Origin of the sequence: Micromonospora thermarum, assembly GCF_012034245.1 — a bacterium.
GTDB lineage: Bacteria > Actinomycetota > Actinomycetes > Mycobacteriales > Micromonosporaceae > Micromonospora > Micromonospora thermarum.
The window spans coordinates 44606-68398 of record NZ_JAATEO010000031.1; the positions used below are offsets into that span (position 1 = coordinate 44606).

Annotated in this window: 16 protein-coding genes; 7 read left to right on the top strand and 9 right to left on the bottom strand. The window is 73.5% G+C overall.

Annotation, left to right across the window (positions count from 1 at the left end; all coding sequences use genetic code 11):
• The first annotated feature begins 10 nt into the window (after window positions 1-10).
• The gene (locus HCJ94_RS24000) at window positions 11-1078 is read left to right on the top strand and encodes a PHP domain-containing protein (RefSeq protein WP_168003302.1); all 1068 of its coding nucleotides are present in this window, start codon (window positions 11-13) and stop codon (window positions 1076-1078) included.
• A gap of 15 nt (window positions 1079-1093) precedes the next feature.
• Here the strand turns inward: HCJ94_RS24000 and HCJ94_RS24005 are convergent, their stop codons facing one another.
• Complete coding sequence (locus tag HCJ94_RS24005; RefSeq protein ID WP_168003303.1) at window positions 1094-2080, bottom strand: DMT family transporter; 987 nt, start codon at window positions 2078-2080, stop codon at window positions 1094-1096.
• Window positions 2081-2246: 166 nt separating this feature from the next.
• Between HCJ94_RS24005 and HCJ94_RS24010 the strand changes: the two genes are divergently transcribed.
• Window positions 2247-3917 carry a DUF885 domain-containing protein gene (locus tag HCJ94_RS24010; RefSeq protein WP_168003304.1) on the top strand — a complete coding sequence of 557 codons (1671 nt, stop codon included), beginning with the start codon at window positions 2247-2249 and terminating at the stop codon, window positions 3915-3917.
• 62 nt (window positions 3918-3979) lie between these two features.
• Here the strand turns inward: HCJ94_RS24010 and HCJ94_RS24015 are convergent, their stop codons facing one another.
• The 3 genes from HCJ94_RS24015 to pgfA all read right to left on the bottom strand — a co-directional run bounded on the left by HCJ94_RS24015 (window position 3980) and on the right by pgfA (window position 7822).
• Window positions 3980-5539 (bottom strand): DUF6114 domain-containing protein, encoded by a 1560-nt coding sequence (locus tag HCJ94_RS24015; protein ID WP_168003305.1) that lies wholly within the window; start codon window positions 5537-5539, stop codon window positions 3980-3982.
• A gap of 79 nt (window positions 5540-5618) precedes the next feature.
• Window positions 5619-6230, bottom strand: a complete 612-nt coding sequence (locus tag HCJ94_RS24020) for a DUF6230 family protein (protein WP_168003306.1) — start codon at window positions 6228-6230, stop codon at window positions 5619-5621.
• Window positions 6231-6619: 389 nt separating this feature from the next.
• Window positions 6620-7822: a cell envelope lipid trafficking protein PgfA gene (pgfA, locus tag HCJ94_RS24025; RefSeq protein WP_168003307.1), complete on the bottom strand. Its 1203-nt coding sequence runs from the start codon at window positions 7820-7822 to the stop codon at window positions 6620-6622.
• 111 nt (window positions 7823-7933) lie between these two features.
• Here pgfA and HCJ94_RS24030 point away from each other — a divergent pair, with 111 nt between their 5' ends.
• Both HCJ94_RS24030 and HCJ94_RS24035 read left to right on the top strand, forming a co-directional pair.
• Window positions 7934-9142 carry an acyltransferase family protein gene (locus HCJ94_RS24030; RefSeq protein WP_168003308.1) on the top strand — a complete coding sequence of 403 codons (1209 nt, stop codon included), beginning with the start codon at window positions 7934-7936 and terminating at the stop codon, window positions 9140-9142.
• A 100-nt stretch (window positions 9143-9242) separates the two neighbouring features.
• On the top strand, window positions 9243-10439 hold the full coding sequence (locus HCJ94_RS24035; protein WP_168003309.1) for a glycosyltransferase family 4 protein: 1197 nt from the start codon (window positions 9243-9245) through the stop codon (window positions 10437-10439).
• Here HCJ94_RS24035 and HCJ94_RS24040 read toward each other — a convergent pair.
• The 3 genes from HCJ94_RS24040 to HCJ94_RS24050 are packed head-to-tail and all read right to left on the bottom strand — an operon-like array spanning window position 10424 to window position 14247.
• A complete protein-coding gene (locus HCJ94_RS24040) occupies window positions 10424-10618 on the bottom strand; it encodes a hypothetical protein (RefSeq protein ID WP_168003310.1) in 195 nt (64 codons plus the stop codon). The genes HCJ94_RS24035 and HCJ94_RS24040 overlap by 16 nt on opposite strands.
• A 35-nt stretch (window positions 10619-10653) precedes the next feature.
• The gene (locus HCJ94_RS24045; protein ID WP_309227406.1) at window positions 10654-12369 is read right to left on the bottom strand and encodes an MmpA family trehalose lipid delivery protein; all 1716 of its coding nucleotides are present in this window, start codon (window positions 12367-12369) and stop codon (window positions 10654-10656) included.
• Entirely contained in the window at window positions 12370-14247 is a 1878-nt protein-coding gene (locus tag HCJ94_RS24050) for a glycosyltransferase family protein (protein ID WP_373684442.1), read from the bottom strand.
• 167 nt (window positions 14248-14414) lie between these two features.
• On the opposite strand from HCJ94_RS24050, the gene HCJ94_RS24055 reads away from it, so the two are divergent.
• Both HCJ94_RS24055 and HCJ94_RS24060 read left to right on the top strand, forming a co-directional pair.
• Window positions 14415-18722: an alpha-(1->3)-arabinofuranosyltransferase gene (locus tag HCJ94_RS24055; protein WP_168003312.1), complete on the top strand. Its 4308-nt coding sequence runs from the start codon at window positions 14415-14417 to the stop codon at window positions 18720-18722.
• Complete coding sequence (locus HCJ94_RS24060; protein WP_309227407.1) at window positions 18719-19978, top strand: lipopolysaccharide biosynthesis protein; 1260 nt, start codon at window positions 18719-18721, stop codon at window positions 19976-19978. Before HCJ94_RS24055 ends, HCJ94_RS24060 begins: the two co-directional genes overlap by 4 nt.
• A 10-nt stretch (window positions 19979-19988) precedes the next feature.
• On the opposite strand, the gene nudC is transcribed toward HCJ94_RS24060, so the two are convergent.
• Window positions 19989-20906 (bottom strand): NAD(+) diphosphatase, encoded by a 918-nt coding sequence (gene nudC, locus HCJ94_RS24065; protein WP_168003313.1) that lies wholly within the window; start codon window positions 20904-20906, stop codon window positions 19989-19991.
• A 162-nt stretch (window positions 20907-21068) separates the two neighbouring features.
• Between nudC and HCJ94_RS24070 the strand changes: the two genes are divergently transcribed.
• Complete coding sequence (locus tag HCJ94_RS24070; protein ID WP_168003314.1) at window positions 21069-22880, top strand: VanW family protein; 1812 nt, start codon at window positions 21069-21071, stop codon at window positions 22878-22880.
• 116 nt (window positions 22881-22996) lie between these two features.
• On the opposite strand, the gene HCJ94_RS24075 is transcribed toward HCJ94_RS24070, so the two are convergent.
• On the bottom strand, window positions 22997-23734 hold the full coding sequence (locus HCJ94_RS24075; protein ID WP_168003315.1) for a VOC family protein: 738 nt from the start codon (window positions 23732-23734) through the stop codon (window positions 22997-22999).
• Window positions 23735-23793 lie beyond the last annotated feature (59 nt).

A 23793-nucleotide genomic window follows, 5' to 3' on the forward strand; every position in this document is an offset into this window, starting at 1 on the left:
GTTGCAGGGCATGACCGCCCGGGATCCCATCGCCGACCTGCGCCGGATCGCGTTCCTGCTGGAGCGGGCCAACGAGGCCACCTACCGGGTGCGCGCGTTCCGGTCCGCCGCGAACGCCCTGGCCGCCCTGCCGGCGAAGGAGGTGGCGGAGCGGGCACGCAGCGGCAAGCTCACCGAGCTGTCCGGGGTCGGCGACGTCACCGCCCGCTGCGTCGTCGAGTCGCTGGCCGGGGACGAGCCGGTCTACCTGCGCCGGCTGGTCGCGACCGAGGGGACGGACCTGGACGCGGAGGCGGCCGCCCTGCGTACCGCCCTGCGCGGCGACTGCCACACCCACTCCGACTGGTCCGACGGCGGCTCACCCATCGAGGAGATGGCGCTCGCCGCGGCCGAGCTGGGGCACGAGTACGTCGTGCTGACCGACCACTCGCCCCGGCTGAAGGTGGCCCGGGGCCTCACCGCCGACCGGCTGCGCCGCCAGCTCGACCACGTGGCGAAGCTCAACGACGCCCTGCCCGAGGGGTTCCGGATCCTCACCGGAATCGAGGTGGACATCCTCGCCGACGGCTCGCTCGACCAGGACGACGGCCTGCTGGCCCGGCTCGACGTGGTGGTGGGCTCGGTGCACAGCGGCCTCAACGACGAGCGCGGCAAGATGACGCGGAGGATGCTGGCCGCCATCGCGAACCCGCACCTGGACATCCTCGGTCACTGCACGGGACGGATGGTGTCGTCCCGGCCGGCCGGCGTGACCGGGCCGGGTGACCGGGCGCACCGCCCGCGTACCCGGAGCGAGAGCGACTTCGACGCGGACGCGGTCTTCGCGGCCTGCGCCGAACGCGACGTGGCCGTGGAGATCAACTCACGGCCGGAGCGGCAGGACCCCCCGAAGCGGCTGATCCGGCGGGCGCTGGAGGCCGGCTGCCTCTTCGCGATCAACACCGACGCGCACGCCCCGGGGCAGCTCGACTGGCAGCGCTTCGGCTGTGAGCGCGCCGCCCGCTGCGGCGTCCCCGCCGACCGGGTGGTCAACACCTGGTCGGCGGATCAGCTCGTGGCGTGGGCCGCGAAGCGTTAGGAACCGCACCTGTCGTCAGGGGGCCCGGCCGTGTAGCACCGGCTCGGCGGCGGGCACCGCCGGCGCGCCCGTCGGGGTCGGCGTCGGGCGGCGGCCGATCAGGCCCTGCGTGACGGCGACGCCGAGGAGCACCACCAGCGCACCGACCGGCTGGTGCCAGGTCAGGCGCTCGTCGAGCACGAGCGCGCCGATCAGCACCGCGAAGACCGGGATCAGGTAGGTGACCGTGGAGGCGGTGCTCGCCCCGGCCACCCGGATGTTGCGCAGGTTGATGACGAAGGCCAGCCCGGTGCCGAGCGCGCCGAGCGCGAGCACGCTGGCGACGACCTCGCCGGACAGGGCGGTGGGCACCGGCGGGGCACCGGCCACCAGCGGCGCGACGATCGCGAGCTGCGCCATCGCCATGAGCAGCTGCGCGGCGGAGAGCGAGAGCCCCGAGTACGCGCTGCCGGCCACGAACTTCTTCTGGTAGGGGATGCCCACGCCGTAGCAGGCCGCCGCGCCGAAGCACATCAGCTGGCCGGCGAAGTGGGAGCCGCCGACGCCCTCCCACACGCCGAGCACCACGAGCACACCGGCGAAGCCCAGCCCGAGCCCGACCGCCCGGCGGGCCGTCAGCCGCTCGGTGCGGAACACCAGCACCGCCATCGGCAGCACGATCAGCGGCGTGGTGGCGTTCCAGATGCCGGCGAGCATGGACTCGACGCGCTGCTCGCCGTAGCCGAAGAGGGTGAACGGAACCGCCACGCCGAGCGCCCCGATCATGAACAGGTGGGCCCAGACCCGCGGCTCGCGGGGCAGCCGGTCGCGCAGCACGGCGAGCACGACGAGCAGCGTCACCGCGCCGGCGGCGACCCGGTAGAAGGTGAGGTGCAGTGGGTGCAGCTCCCGAATCCCGACCTTGATGAACAGGAAGCTGGAACCCCAGATCGCGGCCAGGGCGATGAACCCGGGCAGCCAGCTCCGCAGGGCCGCCCGGTCAGGAGTGAAGTCCGCCGTCACCCCTGACACTCTGCCGTAGGGGTACGACGAAGTCCCGCGCTTTTCGGACGCCGTGTCGACCGCCACAGCGGCGGCGGTCCCGATCGACGCCGGCCCGGGGAAACCGCGGCCGGCGCACCGCAAACACGGTCGACAACCAGGCCGTCGGGTCACGTAGGGTCGCAGCGTGGGACGAATCGATGACATCGCCAACCGCTACGTGGCGGACTGGGCCGCGCTGAGCCCGACCGGCGCCACCTACGTCGGCATCGCCGGCTACGACGACCAGCTCGACGACCTCACGCCCGACGGGTACGCGGCCCGCGCCGACCTGACCCGGCGGACCCTCGCCGACCTCGACGTCACCGAGCCCGAGTCGGAGGTGGAGCGGACCGCCCAGGAGGCCATGCAGGAGCGGCTCGGCCTGGACCTCGCCCGCTACGAGGCGGGGGAGGTCGGCAACGGGGTCAGCGTCATCACCAGCGGCCTGCACGACCTTCGCTCGGTCTTCGACCTGATGCCCACCGACGGCGAGGACGCGCGGGCGAACATCGCCGCCCGCCTCAACCGCTTCGCCGGCGCGCTGGAGGACTACAAGACCACGCTGCGCGCGGAGGCCGCGGCCGGGCACGTCAGCGCCCGGGCGCAGCTGCTGGAGGTCGCGAAGCAGTGCGACATCTGGGTCGACCCGAACGGCGACAACTTCTTCCACGGGCTCGTCGAGCGGCTGGGCGAGGACGGCACCCTCGGCGCCGAGCTGCGGCGCGGCGCGGCGGCCGCCACCGCGGCGACCGCCGAGTTCGGCCAGTTCCTCCGCACCGAGCTGGCACCCCTCGGCCGGGAGCGGCAGGCCGCCGGCCGCGAGCGCTACGAGCTGGCGTCGCAGTACTTCCTGGGCGCGAAGGTCGACCTCGACGAGACGTACGCCTGGGGGTTCGAGGAGCTGGCGCGGCTCGAGGCCGACATGCGGGCGGTGGCCGCGCGGATCGTCGGGCCCGGCGCGACCATCGACGAGGCGGTCGCGGCGCTCGACGCCGATCCCGCCCGCACCATCCAGGGCAAGGAGGCGTTCCGCGACTGGATGCAGGCGCTCGCCGACAAGGCGATCAGCGAACTGCACGGCACCCACTTCGACATCCCCGAGCAGGTACGCCGGATCGAGTGCTGCCTGGCCCCGACGAGCGACGGTTCCATCTACTACACGGGCCCCAGCGAGGACTTCTCCCGCCCGGGGCGGATGTGGTGGGCGGTGCCGCAGGGCATCACCGACTTCTCCACCTGGCGCGAGGTCACCACCGTTTACCACGAGGGCGTGCCGGGCCACCACCTCCAGATCGCGCAGACGGCGGTCCGCGCCGAGAAGCTCAACCGCTGGCAGCGGCTGCTCTGCTGGGTCTCCGGGCACGGTGAGGGCTGGGCGCTCTACGCCGAGCGGCTGATGGACGAGCTGGGCTACCTGGAGGACGCGGGCGACAAGCTCGGCATGCTCGACGGCCAGGCGTTCCGCGCCGCCCGGGTGATCGTCGACATCGGCATGCACCTGGAGCTGGAGATCCCCGCCGACAACCCGTTCGGCTTCCACCCCGGGCAGCGGTGGACGCCGGAGCTGGGCTGGGAGTTCATGCGGGCCCACTGCCGGGTGCCGGACGAGAACCTGCGCTTCGAGCTGAACCGGTACCTGGGCTGGCCGGGGCAGGCGCCGTCGTACAAGGTCGGTGAGCGGATCTGGCTCCAGGCCCGGGACGACGCGAAGGCCCGCAAGGGCGTCGACTTCGACCTGAAGGAGTTCCACCGGCAGGCGCTCGACCTGGGCGCCCTCGGGCTGGACCCCCTCCGCCGGGCCGTCGCCCGGCTCTGACGGGAAGGAGGGTGCGGGGCCGGCGGACACCGGCCCCGCACCCGGGTGGTGGTGGAGCGAGGTCAGTCCAGGGTCAGCCGCAGCCGCGGCTTGGCGGTCAGCGTGTCGCTGGTGACGAACGCCAGGTCCATCACCGGCTCGGTGAAGGTGATCGGGATCGGTGAGGTGATCGGAAGGCCGTCGGGGAACGGCAGGTCCGGCGTCAACGTGATCTTGATGCCGAGCAGCCGCCCCACGAAGCGGGTCGCGTAGAAGTCCACGTTCCCCTGGACGGTCAGTTGGCCGGTGGCGAAGCCCATGGTGCGCCCGGCCGGGGCGGGTACGCGGAGCAGGAAGTCGTCGGTGACCGCCCGCGCCATGCTGAACTTCAGCGCCTTGAGGGTGCCCTGAGCGGTGGGCAGGTCGACGATCCCGTCGAACCGCAGCCCGGTCATGGTGACCTTCGAGCCGGTCAGTTTCGACGGGACCGCGTTCACCGCCGGTTGTCCCGGGTCGACCGCGACGCGCGGCAGCGGTTCGCCCACCTCGACGTCGCCGCTCGGCCTCGGGGTCGGCGGGGCCGTGGGGCAGCCGGACGCGGTGGGCCGGGGACGGGGCGTGCCGGTCGTGGAGGGACCGCCGGTGGTGGTCGGGGTCGGGGTCGGGGTCGGGGTCGGCGTCGGCGAGGCCGACGGCTGGTCCTCGTCGTCGCCGCCACCGCCGAACAGGTCGCCGATGCCCTCCAGGATGTCGGTGATGAAGTTGCCGTCGTCCTCGTCGGTGTCCGGGTTCGGGCTGGTCGAGGGGGAGCCGCTCGGGCGGGGGGTGGCCGACCGGCTCGGCGCCGCCGGGCCGGTGGCCGCCGGTCGGGTCGGGCAGGTGGCGGGCGCCGTCACGACCGCCCACCCCGCGGGGACGGCCGCCCGCGCCGGGGCGGGCGCGGCGAGCGCCGCCGTGGCGGAGAGCCCGACCAGCCCGAGCAGCACCGCGAGGAACCGCGGACCGCGCGGCCCGGGCACGGGCGGAGCGGCCGGCGGCGGGTAGGGCCCCGGCTCGTACGCCGACGGCGCCGGCCGGGCCGCGCGGAGCCGGTCGCCGCCCAGGCCGGCCTCGTCGACGAGCGTGGACGCGTCGCGGTCGGGGCCTGCGGGCACCGCCCGCAGGTGGCGTGAGGTCGGCTCGGCCGGCTCGGTCCCGGCTCCGGGGTGGTCGCCGCCCGCCCCCGGATCGGCGTCGGGCGTCGTGGCGGGAAGCCGGTCCGGGGTCCAGGCGAAGGCCAGTGCGCTGCCCACCGTGCCGAGCAGGAGCCCGACGAAGAAGCCGCCGAGGTTCACCCCCATCAGCGAGAAGAGCGCGGTGACCGTGGCCACCACGGCGTAGAAGATCCGCTGCTGCGGGCTGAACCAGATCAGCAGGCCGCAGGTCACCAGGATCGTGGGGATCAGCCAGGAGAGGAACCCGGTGGGTCCCATCTGGAAGGAGAGACCGCCGAGCGACATCTGGGTGGTCCCGAAGATCTCCAGGCCGGCCAGCACGGTGAGCAGGCCGCCCCAGAACGGGCGGACCCGGCGCCACCGGCGGAAGCCGCGCCAGGTCTCGCGGAGACGACCGGGCCGGACGTGCTGCGGTTCGGCGGTTGTCACGTACGCCTCCTGCCGGGTGAGGGGTCGTGGGCAGGGATGGGCCCGCGGAGCGTGCCCTCCGCGGGCCCCGGTGATCAGCTCAGAAACATTCCTTGGCGTCCGCGCCGACGTTGACCTTGAGCTTGAGCCCGGTCAGGTTGAACGTGCCGGCGTGGGTGGAGCGGGCCACCTGGCGGAGGTTCTTGATGACGACCGTGTCGGACTGCTGGCCGAAGGACTTCTTCTCGCCGGTGGCGCCCTTCGGACCGCCGGTCAGGGTCGAGGCGTCCTGGCCGATGTTGATGTTCTTGAACTCGGCGTCGCCCTCGAGCAGGTCCATGTCGATCAGCAGTTCGCTCGCGGTGGCCGGCTTGCCGCCCCCGCCGGCGTTGATCGTGAGGACGACCGGCGCACCGGGCACCTTCACCGACTGGCACAGGTTGTAGAGCTTGGCGTCGCGGATGCCGGAGACCGCCACCGGGTGCTTCGTGCCGTTCTCCTCCTCGGCGATCCCGCCGTACTGGACGAAGCCGTCACCGCGCAGCTCCGTCGCGGAGACCTTGAACGTCTGACCGGAGACGGCGAACGACGCCGCGATCGCGCCGTTGGACATGCCGAAGACGATCGCACCAGCGACAGCCGTCGCCGGCACCATGAGCGCGGCGAAACGCCGCCACCGGGTACGACCCGGGTTGTCGAACCGATCCTGCACGGGGCCCTCCTCGGGGTGATGTCGCGCGGGGTGGCCGGTCGGCGGGGGTGACGGCCCCGCACCGGGCCACGTCACCTGTTACCGGCGGGTAACGAACGTGCGATGATGGTGCACCCCTGAGGCCCGCGTCACAAGACCCGGATTACCTGTCAGTAACAGAGGGCTGACGCAGCGACGCGACGTCGTCACAGCATGTTGACAGAGCGGCGTTGTTTGTAAAGTCCAAGCGGCAGGAAAACCGGCATTGCCGGACACGGAGATAACGCCGCGTAGCCAAACCATCGACGGATTACGATTCCGTAACGACCACGCGACGTGAGGCGGGAAACACTGAGGGGTGGACCGCTCGGTCCACCCCTCGTCCGTGCCGGGCCGTCAGCCCGATCGCGTCACCGCTGCTCGACCTCGCCCGCGGCGGGCCGCTGAGCCGGCACCGCCCCGTCGTCGGCCTTCCAGTTGGTGGTCGCGGGCGGGATCTCGTCGCTCAACGGACCGCCCTGGCGGTCCACCGCCGGCTGCTCGGCGGTCCGCGCGTCGTCCCGGACCGGCTCCTGGTCCACCCGGGTGTCGTCGGTGATCGGGGCGACGCCGGCCCGGTGCCGGGCACCGTCACCCCCGCCGTTGCCCCGCAGCACCAGCAAGATGCCCGCCACCAGCGCGATCAGGCCGAGAACGCCGGCCACGATCGGCAGCCACAGGCTGACCAGAGAGATCTTGAAACGGTTGTCCTTCGCCGTCTCGACGCTCTTGGTGACCGTCTCGTCGGTGTAGTTGAAGTCCGCGTCCAGCAGCACCGTGGGCGTGCCGACGTCGGGGCGGAGCTCCTTGTGCTGCTGCTCCCGGACCTTGACGTACGAGCCGGTCACCGGGTCCACCCACACCGTCCGGGTGTTGCTGTAGACGACCTGGCCGGTGGTCGCGCCAGGCGAGAACTTGCCGAGCAGCGTCTTGATGCTGCTCTCCGGGGTGTTGAGCACCTCGTTCTCGATGCGCTGCTCGAACCGGTACGCCTCGAGGCCCTTGACGGTCTCGGTGCCGGTGAACTTCGCCGGCAGGGCCTTCTTGAGGTCACGGTCGAAGATCTGGTAGTCACGCTTCCCGGTGCCGAACGGGAACTTGTAGACCTGGCCGGAGTAGCTGACGTTGCCCACCGGCGTCTGCTCGGCGCCGGTCTCGTTGAGCCACTGCTCCTTCCACGGGGCGGCCGCGCCGGAGATCCGGTAGAGGGCGAGCTGCGTGCTGTACTGGCTCACCACCTCCTGGTTGTCGGCACGCCTGACCGTCTGGTAGACGTCCCAGATCACCGCGTCGCCCTTGAGGTTCGCCGGCAGCCGGTCCTTGGTGTCGTCGGGCTGCGGAATGACCTCGACGTTGGACAGCAGCGTGGCCTGTGGGACATCGATGTTCACCGACTCCCCCACCACGGTGATCTTCAGGAACCGAGCGTCTTTCGCCTCTGCGATCGACGTCGTCGGCTCCAGGTCATAGGGCAGCTTGGTCACGGCAGGGGCCACGTAGAACGGCAGCCCAGCCGCGAAGACCAGCAACAAGACGCCCAGCCCGAAGAGCGCGGCGCCCACGCGAAGCTTCACTCATCCTCCTGTAACCTGCCGCCCTACGACCTGTCGTCCGGGGCACCCGATCCTTAACATGGCGGGAGGTTACTCTCCGGTCACCCTCAAAGCGACCCCCTGGATGTCCAGATGTCCACAGCCGCCGCGCCAAGCGCGTCCGAGTCTTCGGTCACCGGCCGCCTACCCGCCCTGGATGCACTGCGTGCGATCGGCGCCGTAGCGGTCGTCGGCCATCACGTCGGATTCAACACCGGCGTCAGCATGAACACGCAGTGGGGCGGTTGGCTGGCGCGGATGGACGTGGGCGTCGCGATCTTCTTCGTGCTCTCCGGGTTCCTGCTGTTCCGACCGTGGGCCCTGAACGCCGCAACCGGCCGGCCCCGGCCGCGCACCGGGCGGTACCTCTGGCGGCGGGCCCTGCGGATCCTGCCGGCCTACTGGCTGGCGGTGCTGGTCTGCCTGATCGTCCTGCCGCAGAACCGGCCGGCGTCGGCCGGTGACTGGGTCCGGCACCTCACCTTCACCCAGATCTACGAGCCCGGCCAGCTGCGCCACGGGCTCAGCCAGACCTGGAGTCTCGCCACCGAGGTCGCGTTCTACCTGATCCTGCCGCTGGTCGCCGTGCTCGCCGTCGGCCGGACGTGGCGGCCCGTCCGTACCGTCGTGATCGCCGCCGGGGGAGTCCTGGTGACCGCCGGGTGGCTCGCCCTGATGGGGCTCGGCTGGCTCGACACGTCCATGCACACCATGTGGCTCCCCGCGTACGCCGGCTGGTTCAGCGCGGGCATGGTCCTGGCGGCGGCACACGTCGCGCTGCAGACCGGGACCGCGCCCCCCGCCTTCCGCGTGCTCGGCGACCTTGCCGCAGCACCGGTCGCCTGCTGGGTCGCGGCGGCCGGCCTGCTCGCGATCGCGACGACGCCCGTCGCCGGCCCGCGGGACCTCGCCGAGCCGACCGCCGTCGAGTTCGCCGTCAAGCTCACCCTCTACCTCGCGGTCGGCGTGCTGATCCTGATCCCGGTGGCCTTCGGTGGGCCGACCCGGGTCAAGGAGACCTTCGGCAGCGCTCCCGCCCGGTGGCTCGGCGCGGTCTCGTACGGCTTGTTCCTCTGGCACCCGCTGATGATCGAAATGATCTACCTCGTGGACGACCGTCCCATTTTCACCGGCGGACTGGTCAGCACCTTCGCCCTGACGATGGCGGGCGGCCTGGCCTACGCCACGGTCAGCTACTACGGCATCGAGCGCCCCCTCCAGGTGCTCGGCACCCAGCGCCGCCGCCGGCCGGTCGCGCCCGTGCCGGAGCCCCGGCTACCCGCGGTCAGCCCGTCACGCTGAGCAGCGTCGCCGCAACCGTTTATTGCCGGCTGGTTGCCGGGGCCGACTCGCAAGGCCTAGTGTGACGCGCGTCGCTAAATTACTTGAGAGTAGGAATCGCGTGGAGCGCTGCGCCGACACCCCCGGTCACGTGCTGTTCCTCAACTGGCGGGACACCCGCAACCCCGAGGGCGGCGGTTCCGAGGTGTACGTCGAGCGGATCGCCGCGGAGCTGGTGGCCCGCGGCTTCCGCGTCACGCTGTTCTGCGCCGCCCACGACCGGGCGCCCGCGGACGAGGTCAACGAGACGGGCGTTCGTCTGGTGCGGCGCGGCGGCCGCCACACGGTGTACCTGTGGGCCGCGCTCTGCTACGTCGCCGGCGCCCTCGGCTTCGGCCCGCTCTCCCGTCGGCGCGGCGGCCGGCCGGACATCCTCGTGGACGTCTGCAACGGCCTGCCGTTCCTGGCCCCGCTGTGGGCGCGGCGGCCGGTGGTCAAGCTGATCCACCACGTCCACCGCGAGCAGTGGCCGGTGGTGCTCCCGCCCTGGGCGGCCCGCTTCGGCTGGTGGGTCGAGTCGTCGTTCGCCGTACGCGTCTACCGGCGTTGCCGGTACGTCACGGTCTCCGAGGCGACCCGGCGTGAGCTGGCCACCCTGGGCGTACCTCCGGAGCAGGTCTCGGTGGTGCACAACGGCACGCCCACCCTTCCCCGCACCGACGCGGAACGCGCGCCGTTCCCCCTGCTCGTGACGCTCAACCGGCTGGTGCCGCACAAGCGGGTCGAGGTGGCGTTGCGGGCCGTCGCCGCCCTCGCCGACGAGTTGCCGCAGCTGCGGCTGGTCGTCGCCGGGCAGGGCTGGTGGGAGCCGCACCTGCACGAGGTCGCCGGCGACCTGGGTATCACCGACCGGGTGGAGTTCCGGGGCTTCGTGACGGAGGAGGAGAAGGCGGGCCTGCTCGCCTCGGCGTGGGTGGCCCTGACCCCGTCGCTCAAGGAGGGCTGGGGTCTGACGATCGTGGAGGCGGGATCGGCCGGTACGCCCACCGTCGCCTTCCGCGACGCGGGCGGCGTCGCCGAGGCCGTCGTGGACGGGCGCACCGGGCTGCTCGCCGACGACATCGACGACTACGTGGCCAAGGTGCGCACGCTGCTCCACGAGGACGAGGTCCGGCGGAGGATGGGCGAGGAGGCGCGGGAGCACGCGGCGAGCTTCACCTGGGAGGTCGCGGGTGGTCGCTTCGCGGCCCTGCTGGAGGGTGCGGAGTCGCCCCGCCCGGTGCAGCAGCGGGGCGCGCCGTCCTACCTGTTGCCGTAGACCTCGGGGGCGTACGGGTCCTGCTTGCCGGCCCGCTTGGCCGCCTCCGAGGCGTTCCGGGCCTCGGTGACCGCCTCGGCCTCGGTGGCGGTCGCGGCAGCCGCGAGCCCGCCGAGGGCCAGGATCCCGAGCACCGCCGCCACCAGGCCGGTGACGACCAGGGTCAGGGCTTTACGCATGCCAATCCTCCAATGCCGAGACGTGCGAGCGGACGTTACCACGCGGTAGCCCTTCGGCGTAGTGCCGAAAAGACGGCAACCAGGACCACCAGAAGGGCGGTACCCAAGGCTGCCACCACCGCCCACCGGGCGGGAGGCGGGGCGACCGGTCCGGACGGTGCGGCCGGATTGCGGTAGAGGGTGAGAAACGACCCGCGGTGGACGACCTCGAGACCGGCGAGGGTCGCCGGGTCCACCCCGCCGGCCAGGTGGTGCTGCACCACCACCCACCGCGCCCCGGTCGCCGCGACGGGCCGCCCCTCCGCGAGCACGCGGCGCAGCTCGCGCAGGCGCGGGTTCTCGCCGGCCACCGCGACGTCACCGACCCGCAACGTGTCGTCGGTCAGCACCGTCCCGGGCAGGTAGCGGGGGGCCGGGTCCAGGACGACCCGACCGGAATTCCACGGGTACGCACGGTAGGCGCTCAGCGGCAGTGAGACGATCTGGCCGCCGGGGTCGTCGGCCACCCGCCCGGCGACCGCGCGCCAGTCCGCCGGGTAGCTCACCGGCCGCAGCCGGCCGGCGCCGCCGAACGCGAGGTCCGGCATGACGGCGACCGGCAGGAGCAGCAGCCCGACCAGCACCACGCCCGCCATGTCGCGGTCCACCCGCTCCACCCGGCCGAGGAGCCGCTCGGCGCCCAGCGCCGCGCACACCACCAGCAGCAACGCGTACGGGGCCAGGAACTTCTGGCCGTCGCGGAGGAGCCCCGCCCCGGGCAGGTTCACCACCGCCCAGCGCAGCGCGGCGTCCCCACCCGGGAGTACCCCGAGGGAGGCGAGCAGGAAGCCGGCGCCGGCCAGCACCGTCAGCCGTACCGTCGCGCCCGGGGGCAGCCGACGCCGCAGCAGGCCGACGCCGGCACCGGCCAGGACCAGCAGCACCAGGGTCGCCAGCGGCACCAGCGGGACCGCCCGGCTCGCCGGCGTGGCCTGCGCGCTCCAGATGCCGCCGGTGCCCGCGAGCGCCACCAGCGGACCGGCCCAGTTCTCCGCGCGCGCCGCGAACGCCGCCACGCCGGCCGGGTCGGAGGAACCGGCCGCGCGGGTGACGAGCGCGGCGGTCACCCAGGGGGCGTTGAGCAACGCGACACCGGCGACCGCGAGCGCAGACCGCCGCCAGCGCTCCCGGGCGGGCACCAGCAGGGCCACCACGCCCAACGCGACCAGCCCGCCGGTCGGCGTGATCGCGGCGGGTGCGGCGATGAGCACCACCCGGGCCAGCGCGCCGTCGCGGCCCGCCCGCAGGTCCAGCGCCGCCCGCACCAACCAGGGGAGGGCCGCGTACGCGACCAGCAGCCCCCACTGCCCGATGAGCAGCCGCTCGGCGAGGTAGGGCGTCCAGGCGTAGCCGACCGCGGCGAGCAGCCGGATTCCACGCCGTTCGGTCGGCACCAGCCGCCCGGCGCCGACCGCCGCCAGGAGGATCGCCGCACCCAGCACCAGCCGCTGCACCACCCACCCCGGGACGAGCTGGGTGACCAGCGAGACCACCGCGTCCATCGGCACCGCGCGGGGCAGGCTCTCCGCCGGGGCGACGAGGTCCCAGGTCAGCGGCTGCCGGGGTACGAACACCATGTCGTACAGCAGCGCGTAGCCCGGCGCCGCCAGCGGGGCGAGCACCAGCGCGGTCACGGCCGCCGCGACGACGTACAGCGGCAACCGGTCCCGGGCCGGCCGCCTCCGGTCGGCGTCCACGACTCGCTCAGCCACTCACGGCGCCGGCACCACCCGACCGACGGTGATCAGATTCGTGCACACCGCCACCCCGGGGGTGCGGACGGTGATCTCGATGGCGTGCCCGGCGCCCTTCAGGAGGAAGAACACCTCGTTGAGCCCGTTCTTCAGCGTGATCTCCCGGGTGGCGTCGCCGAGCCGGATGATCGCCGTGGTGGCTTCCTCGCTGAAGTAGCCGAACTGCACCACGTACGGCCACTCCTCCAGGGACCTCTCCATCGGGATCGTGGTGGTCCGCCCGCCCTCCGCCAGGTGTCCGCAGTTCGGCACCGAGCCGGGCACGATCTTCCATCCCTCGACCGCGGCCGGACGGATCCGGCCGTTCTCGTCGAACGTCGACGGCCGCTCGGCCTGCTTGACGAACACCGGCCGGCGGTCCGCCGGGCGGAAGAAGTGCGACTGGAGGTTGTCCGGCCAGAAGTACCCGGCGACGACGCGGTCCGGGACGATCGTGTCCAGGAAGACCGTGCCCGGCGGCGCGGCCGCCAGCTCGGCCTGCGCCGTTTCGAGGTACTCCCGCCCGTGCTTGGTGCTCCAGTTGTCACCGAACCGGGCCGTGCTCCACAACGTGCCCACCGCGATGGTGGCCAGGACGGCGATCATCGAGACCAGGCCGACCGCGAAGGCGCCCGGCTCGCGCAGGACCGTCGGCACCGGCCACGCGGACACGTCACCCTCGTCGGTGTCGCGGATCCCGAGCAGCGCCGCGCCGGCGCAGATCGCGGCGACCAGCACCACGTCGGCGACGTACCGGGGGATGACGCCGACCAGCGGGCCGAGCACGCCGCCGAGCCGGGTCACGGCGAAGAGCGCGGCGACCAGCCCGAGGTAGCACGCGAGCAGCAGCCAGGCCCGCCCGGCCGACGGGCGCCGCCGGACGGTGACCACGACGAGCGTCGCCAGCACCGCCCAGGACAGCCACTTCGCGATGTCGTACGGGTCCACCAGCGGCGGTCCGTCGCCGGCGTACGTCCACCTCCAGGGGCCACCGAGCAGACCCGGCACGACGGTCTGGCCGACCAGGTCACCGAGGAACGTCAGAACCTGTCCGACCGACGTCGGCCGGTCCAGCGCGCGAGCCGGCCGGGTCAGGTAGAACGCCAGGTAGGCCCCCGACAGCACGGTGAGCACCAGCCACGCCGGCCAGTGCCGGCGGGCCGCCCTCACCACGCTGCGCCACGGCGCGCCCCGGGTGAAGAGGAAAACGGTCAGCAGGAACAGCAGCGGCACGATCAGGAGGGCCTTCGTGTCGAACAGCAGGCCGAACACCACCCACACCGCGACCACCGCGAGGTGCCGGAGGCGACCGGTACGCACGTACCGGACGTGGGCCGCCACCGCCAGGACCAGGGCCAACTGCACCGGCAGCACCAGCAGCCCGACCAGCCACAGCGACGACACCTCCAGCGTCAGCGGGCTGAACAGGAAGATGCACAGCGGGATGAGCAGGCCCCAGCCCGGCCGGAGCAGGTCGCGCAGCAGCCGGTAGAACGCGATGCCGACCGCCGCCTGGCCGACCGCCAGCATCAGCACCCACGGCCAGGTGACGAAGCCGGCCGCCCGCACCATCAACCACGCCGCCAGCAGCCCACCCGGCATGAGGTGGTTGTTGAACGTACGCAGGAGGAAGTCCGCGTCCAGCCGCGCGTCGAGGACCTGGGCGGCGATGACGAACTCGTCCTGGGAGAACCACCCACGGGCGGCGAGGCCGGCGCGCCAGGCGACGGACACGACGATGAGGGCGAACGCGACCGCGCGGACCCGGTCGGCCCGCAACCACCGGCCGAACAAGCCCGGCCCGTCGTCCTCCGCCACGACGGTGTCGGGCCGCGTCACGGCCTCAGCTTCTGGCATTGACATGGTCGGCAGCCTGCCACACGCTTACACGCCGTGGGGACGGCCGTTCTCCCGATAATCGCCACCGCAGCGCCCCAGGTCGCCGATCCCACCCCGGCCCGGCTACCGTCGCTCGACAACCCTCGGTTGCCGGTGCCCGTCCGGCCGACGGAGACAGGAGCGAGATGCGTGCAGAGGTGACCGATGGCGCCGTGCCGAGCCGTACCCGGCGCACGGCCCGGCGCTTCCGGCATCTGACCATCTGCATCGCCCTCACGGCCCTCGCCTTCCAGCAGGACCCGGGGCAGGTCGTCCCCGACACCAAGGTCGACCTGAACCTCAACCCGGCCGGGTGGCTGCTCCGCTCACTGCACCTCTGGGATCCCACCGGCACCTTCGGCCAGCTCCAGAACCAGGCGTACGGATATCTCTGGCCGATGGGCCCGTTCTTCCTGCTGGGGTCGGAACTCGGGCTGGCACCGTGGGTGGTGCAGCGGCTGTGGTGGGCACTGCTCTTCTGTGTCGCGTACCTGGGCGTCGTGCGGCTGGCCGGCCGGCTCGGCATCGGCTCGCCCGCCGGTCGGATGATCGCCGGCGTCGCCTTCGCGTTGTCGCCCCGGATCCTCACCCAGCTCGGCTGGTCCTCGGTCGAGTCCTGGCCCAGCGCCATCGCACCGTGGGTGCTGATCCCCCTGGTGGGCCTCGCCCGGGGGGCGCCGCTGCGGCGCGCCGTCGCCGGGTCGGCCGTCGCCGTCGCCTGCGCGGGCGGGGTCAACGCGACGGCCGTGTTCGCGGTGGTGCCGCTCGCCCTGCTCTGGCTCGCCACTCTCCAGCCGCTGCGCCGCCGGATCACCGCGATCGCCGCGTGGTGCGGTGCGGTCGCCCTGGCCACCGCCTGGTGGCTGGTTCCGCTGCTGGTCCTCGGCCGGTACAGCCCGCCCTTCCTCGACTACATCGAGACCGCCCGGAACACCACCAGCGTCACCGACGGCGTGACGACGCTCCGCGGCGCCTCCTACTGGGTGGCGTACCTGGCCTCCCCGTCCGGCCCGACCATTCCGGCCGGCGCACGGCTGGCCAACGACCTGGTGCTGGTCGTCGCCACGCTGACCGTCGCCGCCCTTGGTGTCCTGGGGCTGTCCCGGCGCGGGATGCTGCACCGCCGGTTCCTGGCCGCCGGCCTGGTGCTCGGCGCCGCGCTCGTCGGTCTCGGGCACGTCGGTGACCTGCCCAACCTCCTCGCCGGGCCGCAGCAGCGGTTCCTCGACGGGGTCGGCGCGCCGCTGCGCAACGTGCACAAGTTCGACGTCCTGCTGCGCCTGCCGCTGGCGCTCGGCGTGGCCCACCTGGTCAGCCTGGTCGTCCGCGCGGCACGCACCGCGCCCGCCGGGCGGCGCGGGCGCACCGTCGCCCGCGCCTGGCTCACCGCCGGCGTGGCCATGGCGGCGGTCGCGACGGTCGCCGGCCCGGCGGTCGCCGGTGGGCTCGCCACCCCGGGGAGCGTCCGCGAGGTGCCCGGCTACTGGCAGGACGCCGCCGACTGGCTCGACGCGAACACCGGGCGCGGGCGGGTGCTCGTCGTCCCCGGCGCACGCTTCCCGTCCTACGACTGGGGCAGCACCACCGACGAGATCACCCAGCCGCTGCTGGACAGCCGGTGGGCGGTGCGGAACGCCATCCCCTTCACCCCGCCCGCCACGATCCGGCTGCTGGACGCGATCGAGGCGGCGCTCGCCACCGGCGCCGGCTCGGACGGCCTGGCCGATCTGCTCGCCCGCTCCGGGATCAGCCACGTCCTGTTCCGCGCCGACCTCGACCACGGCCGATCCGACACGGCCCGCCCGGCGGTGGTCCGCCAGGCGTTGGAGCGCTCACCGGGGCTGACGCGGGTCACCGCCTTCGGTCCGGTACGCGGCGGCTCGTCGACGCCCGGCGAGTTTCGTGACCAGGGGCTCGACGTGCCCGTACGCGCCCTGGAGGTCTACCGGGTCGACCGGCCTGTCGAGCCGGTGGTCGCCTACGACCGTGACGACGTGACCACCGTCGTGGGCGGTCCCGAGTCACTCCTGGATCTCGCCGCGGCGGGCCAGCTGACCCCGGCCCCCACGCTCCTGGCCGGCGACGCGCCGGCCGGCGGCGTCGCCGGGCCGGTCGCGATGACCGACGGGCTCCGGCGGCGGGACGTGTCGTTCGGCCGGCTGCGCGACAACGCCTCCCAGACCCTCACCGCGGAGGACACCTTCGAGGTGCCGGCGCCCGCGCACGACTACCTGCCCGACTGGGGGGCCGAGCGGTCCACCGTCGCCCGCTTCGAGGGCATCAGCGCGATCCGCGCCTCGACCGCGCGCTCGCAGGTCGACACCCCCGGCGGCGCGCGCCCGGAGCATCAGCCGTACGCGGCGATGGACGGCGACTCCGCCACCTCCTGGCAGTCCGCGCCGTACAGCCCCGGCGACCGGCAGTGGATCGAGGTGGGTCTGGCCAACCCGACGAGGATCACCAAGGTGGAGGTCCGGTTCGACCTGACGGCCGACTCCCTGCCGACGATGGTGACCGTCACCGCCGGGTACGAGAGCCGGACCGTCGAGGGGTTCGGCGACCGGATGATCTTCGAGCTGAACGGCGTCCACGCCACCCGGGAAGTCCGGATCTCCGTCGACGAGACCTTCGCGCTCCGCCCGCTCGGCAGCGGAACGGTCGGCGTCGCCGAGATCAGCATCCCGGGCATCCAGACCAGCCGGACCCTCCAGCTTCCCGCCGCACCAGCCACCGACCGGCCGCCGACCGTCGTCGTGTCGGGGGCTCCCACCACACCGGCCTGCTTCTCGGTCGAGGGACGGCCGCACTGCTCCACCGACGCCGTCCGTGGCTCCGAGGACGGGCGCACGATCGACCGCACGCTCAGCCTGCCGGCCGCCGGGGCGTACGCCGCCCGCCTGTGGGCACGGCCGGCGCCCGGCCCGGCCCTGAACGCGACCATCGACGAGATGGTGGCCGCCGCGCAGGGGCTGAGCCTCGCACCGGAGGTCAGCGCCTCGTCGACCTACGTACGCGACCCGGTCCGCCGACCCGGCGCGGTACTCGACGGTGATCCGTCCACCAGTTGGTCGCCGGCGGTCACCGACGAGGCTCCGATCCTGCGTATGAAGTGGCTCCGGCCGCAGGTGATCAACGGGCTGCGCTTCGCCGTCGACCCGGCCGTCGCCGGCACCCGGCTCGGCAGCGTGCGCGTGGTCGGCGACGACGGTTTCCGGAGCAGCCTGCTGAGCAAGGACGGACTGCTCACCCTGAACCCGCCGATGCGGACCGACGAGATCACCATCCAGTTTCTCGACAAGCCGTCCGCCACCAGCACCGACCCGTACGGGCTCCGACTGCCGGAGCCGCTGCCGATCGCGGTCGGCGAGGTGACCGTGCTGCCGGGGGCGCCCACCGTGCGGCCCGACCTGGACACGCCGCTCAAGCTGGGCTGCGGATCGGGCCCGGCGTTGGAGGTCGGCGGGGCCCGGGTGACCACCACCCTCCGCGGCACGCTGCGCGACCTGCTGGAGCTGCGGGAGGTCCAGGCCGAACCGTGCGGCCGCACCCAGCAGGTCCGGCTCGCCGAGGGCGAGCAGCGTCTCGTCGCCTCCGGCAGCCGACTCGCCACGCCGACCCGGGTCGCCCTGCTGCCGCAGCCGGCCACGCCCGCTGGCGCGACGACCCCGAGCAGGGTGGACATCTCGCGGTGGGGCCTGACCGAGCGGCGGGTACGGGTCGACGCGCGAACCGCCGAACGGGTGCTCGCCGTCCGGGAGAACACCAACCCGGGCTGGCAGGCCACCCTCGCGGGCAAGCCCCTCCGCCCCGTCGTGGTCGACGGGTGGCAGCAGGGCTGGGTGCTGCCCGCGGGCGCCTCCGGCGAGGTCGTCCTGCGCTTCACGCCCGACGGCCCGTACCGGCTGGGCCTGCTGGCCGGTGGTGTCCTGCTCGTGGTGGTCGTGGTCCTCGCGGTGCTCCCCGAGCGCCGCCACGGCGGCGGTCCCACCGCTCGACCGGTCCGCCGCCGGCCCGCCCGGTCCCTCACCCTGCTGGCCGTCGGCGCGGCGGCACTGGTGATGCTCGGTGGCCTCGTCGGCGGCCTGCTCGTCGCCGCCGGGGTCCTGCTGGCCCTCCCCGGCTCGATCCCGCTGCCCCCGTCGGCGGACCCACGCCGGGTCCGGCTCGTCACCCGGATCGCCGAGACCTGGCTCCCGGCCGCCCTCCTCGTCCTGGCGGCGTGGGCGTACCTCGACGCCGCGCAACGGCACACCGCCGCCCTTCCGCAGCTGCTCGTGCTCCTCGCCCTCGGCTGCCTCTGGCTGTCGACGACCGTCCGGCGCCGACCCGTCCGGCGCACACCTCCGCGTCCGGCCGAGTCCGCCTCGCCGCCCGCCCCGCCGCCGGGGGTGCCGCAGCAGCGCGATCCGAAGGCAGACTCGTGGCGCGACTCCGACCTCTCGGGGATCACGTGAGCCGGACCGACGGTGGCGACGTGGCGCGTACGCGTCCCGAGCCCGTCGGCGTACGCGCGCTGGGCACGGCCGGCCTCGCCGTCACGGCCGCCGGGATCCTGGGGAACGGTCTCGCCTACGTGGCACCGGTCCTGGCCGCCCGGCAGCTCGACGCGGCCGACCTCAGCGCCCTCGCCACCGCCCTCGGCCTGATCGCCATCGCGAGCGTGCCGGGATTCGGCCTGCAGCTCGCCGTCGCGGTGCACCACGCCCGGCACGGGCACTCGGACACCCGCCGGGCCGCCCTGGTGACCGCCACGCTCTGCGCCGGGGCGCTGGTCGCGGCCACCCCGCTGCTCACCACCGCCCTGCGCCTCCCGGTCGAGGTGTCGATCCTGTCCGCGGTCACCACGGCGGCCGTCGTGCTCTCCTGCCGCCCTCTCGGGGAGCTCCAGGGCGGGCAGCGGTTCGTCCGGCTCGCCGTCGGGATGGTCCTGCTGGCCGCCGGCCGGTACGGGGGCGTACTCGTCGGTCTGCTCCTGGGCCTGGGACTGACCGGGTCGCTGCTGCTCGGCGCGGTGTCCGCCGTCCTCACCCCGCTCGCGCTCGCCGCGCTGACCCGACCGACCACGGCGACGGCCGCACCGACGGCCCCGCCGCTCGGCGCCGGCCGGATCCTCACGGGCTGCGGAGCGACGCTCGCCATGCTCGTCGTCTCGTACGCGGACCTGCTCCTCGCCCGTCAGCTGCTGCCGGCCGGCGACGCGGGGGCGTACGCGGTGGGGACGGTGCTCACGAAGGGCGCGCTCTGGGCGCCACAGGTGGCCACCGTGCTCGCGCTGCCCCGGCTGGCCCGTGGCGACCGGCGCAGCCGGACGGTGGCACTCGCCCTCACGGGCGCGTGCGGGCTGCTGCTGGTGCTCGCCTCGGCGTCGGCCGGGGGTTTGGCGTTCCGGCTCGCCGGCGGCCCCGACTACACCCACCTCGGCGGGTACGCGCCGCTCTTCGCCGCCGTCGGGGCCCTCTACGCGGTCGTGTTCGTCCTGCTGAACGCCGCGGTCGCGGCCGGGGTCCGCTGGCCCGCCGCGCCCCTCTGGGCGGGGAGCGTCGTCCTGGTCGTCACCGCGCTGTCGATCGCGCCGCGCACGGTGGCCGGCCTGCTCTGGTGCGCCCTCGGCACCGCCGTGGTGATGACGCTCGCGATGGCCGTCCGTGCGTGGGCGACGCCCCCGCGGGCCGGGCAGCCGGCGTCACCCGACGCGCACGACCAAGGCTGAACTGCCCGGATCAGTCCTCGGCGAGCCATCGGTGCAGCAGGTGGTGGTCGATCGAGTCGACCCGACCGAGCGGCCGGCCGGCGGCCACCCGCTCCCGCAGCTCGGCACGGGTGAACCAGCGCGCCTCCAGCAGTTCCTGGCCGTCCACCCGCACCTCCTCCGACGCGGCGGTGGCCCGGAAGCCCACCATCAGCCCGGCCGGGAACGGCCAGGCCTGCGAGCCCTGGTACGCGACGTCCGTCACGACCACACCGGCCTCCTCGGCCATCTCCCGCCGGACCGCGTCCTCCAGGCTCTCGCCCACCTCGACGAAGCCGGCCAGCGTCGAGTACGCCCCCTCGGGCGCGCCGGCGTGCCGGGCCAGGAGGCAGCGGCCCGGCGAGCCGGGGGCCTCCACCAGCACGATGATCGCCGGTTCGATCCGGGGGAAGAACAACCGGCCGCAGTCGATCCCGGCGCACCGGCGGACGTGCCCCGCGTCCCGGGACTCGGTGGGCCGGCCGCACGTGCCGCAGTACCGCTGCTGGCGGTGCCAGTGCAGCAGGCCCCGCGCGTACGCCTGGATGGCCGCCTCGGCGGGGGTGAGCCGCCCGACGAGCCCCCGCACGTCGGTGACCGCCGTCGCCCCGGCCAGCTCGCGGGCGGCGTCCTTGGTCAGCCCGGACAGGTCCACCGCGAAGACCGGCTCCCCGGAGTCCAGGCCGAGGAAGACGGCCTCGTCGGCGACCGCGCGCGCCTGCGCCGCCCGGTCACCGGCCAACCGGACCGGGACGTCCCCGGCCACCAGGCAGTGGTCCCGCCAGAGGGCCAGGACCCGCGTCCCGGGTCCGGCCAGGAGGGCCGCCACCCGCTCCGGGTCGGCCCGCAGCGCCCCCGCCCGGTCCACCCATCCGCCGCCGTACGCCAGGACCGCGTCGTCCACCCGCATGCTCACACCGTTTCATGTCCGCCACGGTGGGCGACGATCGGGTAGGTCCGCGACACGCGGTGCCGGGATGGGCCGGGAGCAGGCTGCCGTAGCGCCGACACGTTGGTTACCGTAGTTGTCTTCCGGGCGGGAAACCCGCTCGTGTGGTACGCCCCGATCGAGGTGACTGTGACGCTGTACGGCGAAAGAACCCCGCCTGCCGACGACCGGCCCACCGTGCAGGTGACCGCGGTGCAGTGGCCGGTCGAGGAGTCGGCGCCCGCCGGGCCGGCCGGTTCGGGGGGTCGCGGGCGCTCCCGCCGCACCCGGATGCTGCTCGCGACCGGGCTCGCCACCGTGGTGCTCGCTTCCGTGGCCGGTGTCGGCGCTTACGCGTACGCCGGTGACGTGCCCCGCGGGACGACGGTGCTCGGCGCCGAGCTCGGCGGCCGGAGTCGGTCGGACGCCGCCCGCGAGCTCCGCGCGCAGCTGGACCGGCGTGCGGCCGAGCTGGGTGCACCGGTGACCGTACGCGTCGGCGAGCGCACCGCGGAGATCAGCCCGGCCGACGTCGGGCTCGCGGTCGACGTCGACGCCACCGTGGCGGCCGCCGCGGAGGCGGAGGCCCACGCGGTCGACCGGCTGGTCGGGTCGCGCACGGTGCAGCCGGTGGTGACCGTGGACGTGGCCCGCCTCGACGCGGCGCTCAAGACGGTCGTGGGCGACCAGGGCCGCAAGATGACCATGCCGGCGATCACCTGGAGCGGGCTGACGCCGAAGGCGGTGCATCCGAAGCCCAGCCTCGCCCTCGACCCGGAGCGTTCGGCGCAGGCGGTGCGGGAGGGTTGGCTGAGCGACCAGCCGATCACCATCCCGCTGATCGAGAAGCACCCAGCGACCACCGCCGAGGAAGTCGACAAGATGGTGGCCGAGCTGGCGAGGCCCGCGGTGGCCGCGCCGGTCACGCTGACCACGGACAAGGGCTCGGTGACGATCCCGCCGGCGGCCATCGCGAGGAGCCTGCGGTTCAGCGCGGACGAGGCCGGCAAGCTGACCGCGCGGGTGGACGTCAAGCGGCTCCGCACGGCGCTGGGCGACGACCTGGCCAAGGTCGAGGTGCCGCCGCAGGACGCGCGGATCACGCTCACCGGCGGCAAGCCGAAGATCACCGACGGCAAGCCCGGTCAGCAGCTGGACACCAGCACGCTCGGGGAGGCCCTGCTCGCCGTCCTGCCCCTGACGGACGGCCGCAAGGTCACCGGCACGCTCAAGCCGGCGCAGCCGGAGCTGACCGCGGCGAAGCTCGCCGGGCTCGGCATCAAGGAGCGGGTCTCCACGTTCACCACCAGGTTCCCCGGTGGGCTCTCCTCGCCGCGCAGCCAGAACATCATCACCGCCGCCAAGGACGTCGACAACACGCTCGTTCTGCCCGGCGAGACGTTCTCGCTGAACGGGCACACGGGGGAGCGCGGCTACGCCCAGGGCTACAAGGACGCCCCGGTCATCCTCAACGGCAAGCTGGTGCCCGGCGTCGGCGGCGGCGTCTCGCAGTTCACCACGACGCTGTTCAACGCGACCTACTACGCGGGCCTGCAGGACGTCGAGCACAAGCCGCACTCGTTCTACTTCAGCCGCTACCCGGCCGTCATCGAGTCGACCATCTTCTACCCGGACCTGGACTTCAAGTTCCGGAACAACACCGACCACGGCGTACTGATCGACACCTCGTACACGGCCAGCACCATCACGGTCTCGATCTGGAGCACGAAGATCTGGGACGTGAAGACCGAGTACAGCCCGCGCCGCAACATCACCAAGCCGAAGACGGTCTACCTGAAGCCGGGCCCCGACTGCATCGCCGCCGCCGGCAGCGACGGCTTCACGCAGGACGCCTACCGGGTCTTCCGAAAGGACGGCAAGGTGGTCAAGCGCGAGAAGTTCACCTGGCGCTACGACGCCGAGCCGCGCTTCATCTGCGCCCCGGAACCCTCCTGACCGCCGTCCCACCCAAGCTCCACACGGCCCCGCCGGCACCTCGCCGGCGGGGCTTCTCCTTGGGAGTACGCACACCGCGTCCCGCCCTCCACCACGCGACCCGGTGGACGGGGTGGTCAGCCTGGGGCGAGGAGGCAGAACTCGTTGCCTTCCGGGTCGGCGAGGACCGTCCACGGGACATCGTTCTCGCCTAGGTCGATGGCGGTGGCGCCGAGAGTCCGCAGTCTGGCCGCCTCGGCCTCCAGGTCGTCACCTGGGTACGGGCGGAGGTCGAGATGGACGCGGTTCCACACGGTCTTCACGTCGGGTGTGCGGAGGAACTGCAGGTATGGGCCGACGCCCTTGGCGGAGCGCAGTACGGCACTCTGGTCGGTCACCTTGTGCAGGGTCCAGTCCATGGCCTTGCTCCAGAAGCGGGCCATGGCCCGCGGATCCGCGCAGTCGACCACGACCGAGGCGATCGGTCCGGTGTCCCGGATCGGGTCGTGCCAGTCCAGCACGCAGAACTCGTTGCCCTCCGGGTCGGCCATGACCGTCCATGGGACGTCGCCCTGGCCCACGTCGGCGGGCGTCGCGCCGAGATCCTTCAGGCGCGTCACCAACTCCGCCTGATGGGCCGCCGAGGTGGTGGCGAGGTCGACGTGCACGCGGTTCTTCACCGCCTTGGGTTCCGGGGAGGCGATGAGGTCGATGCAGACGGCGGCGGGGTCGGGGTAGACGAAGCCCTCGGGTTCGAGGTTGGTCACGCCGGGTCCCTCGCTGGAGACTCCCCAGCCGAGCGCCTCCGCCCAGAAACCGCCCAGTGCGGAGTCGTCCCGAGCCTTCATGTTGATTTGAACGAGCCTCGTTGCCATGCCGGCGATGCTAGGGCCTGCGTCGAATCGGCGGTCGGCCTGGTCTGAAGTGGGCCGGA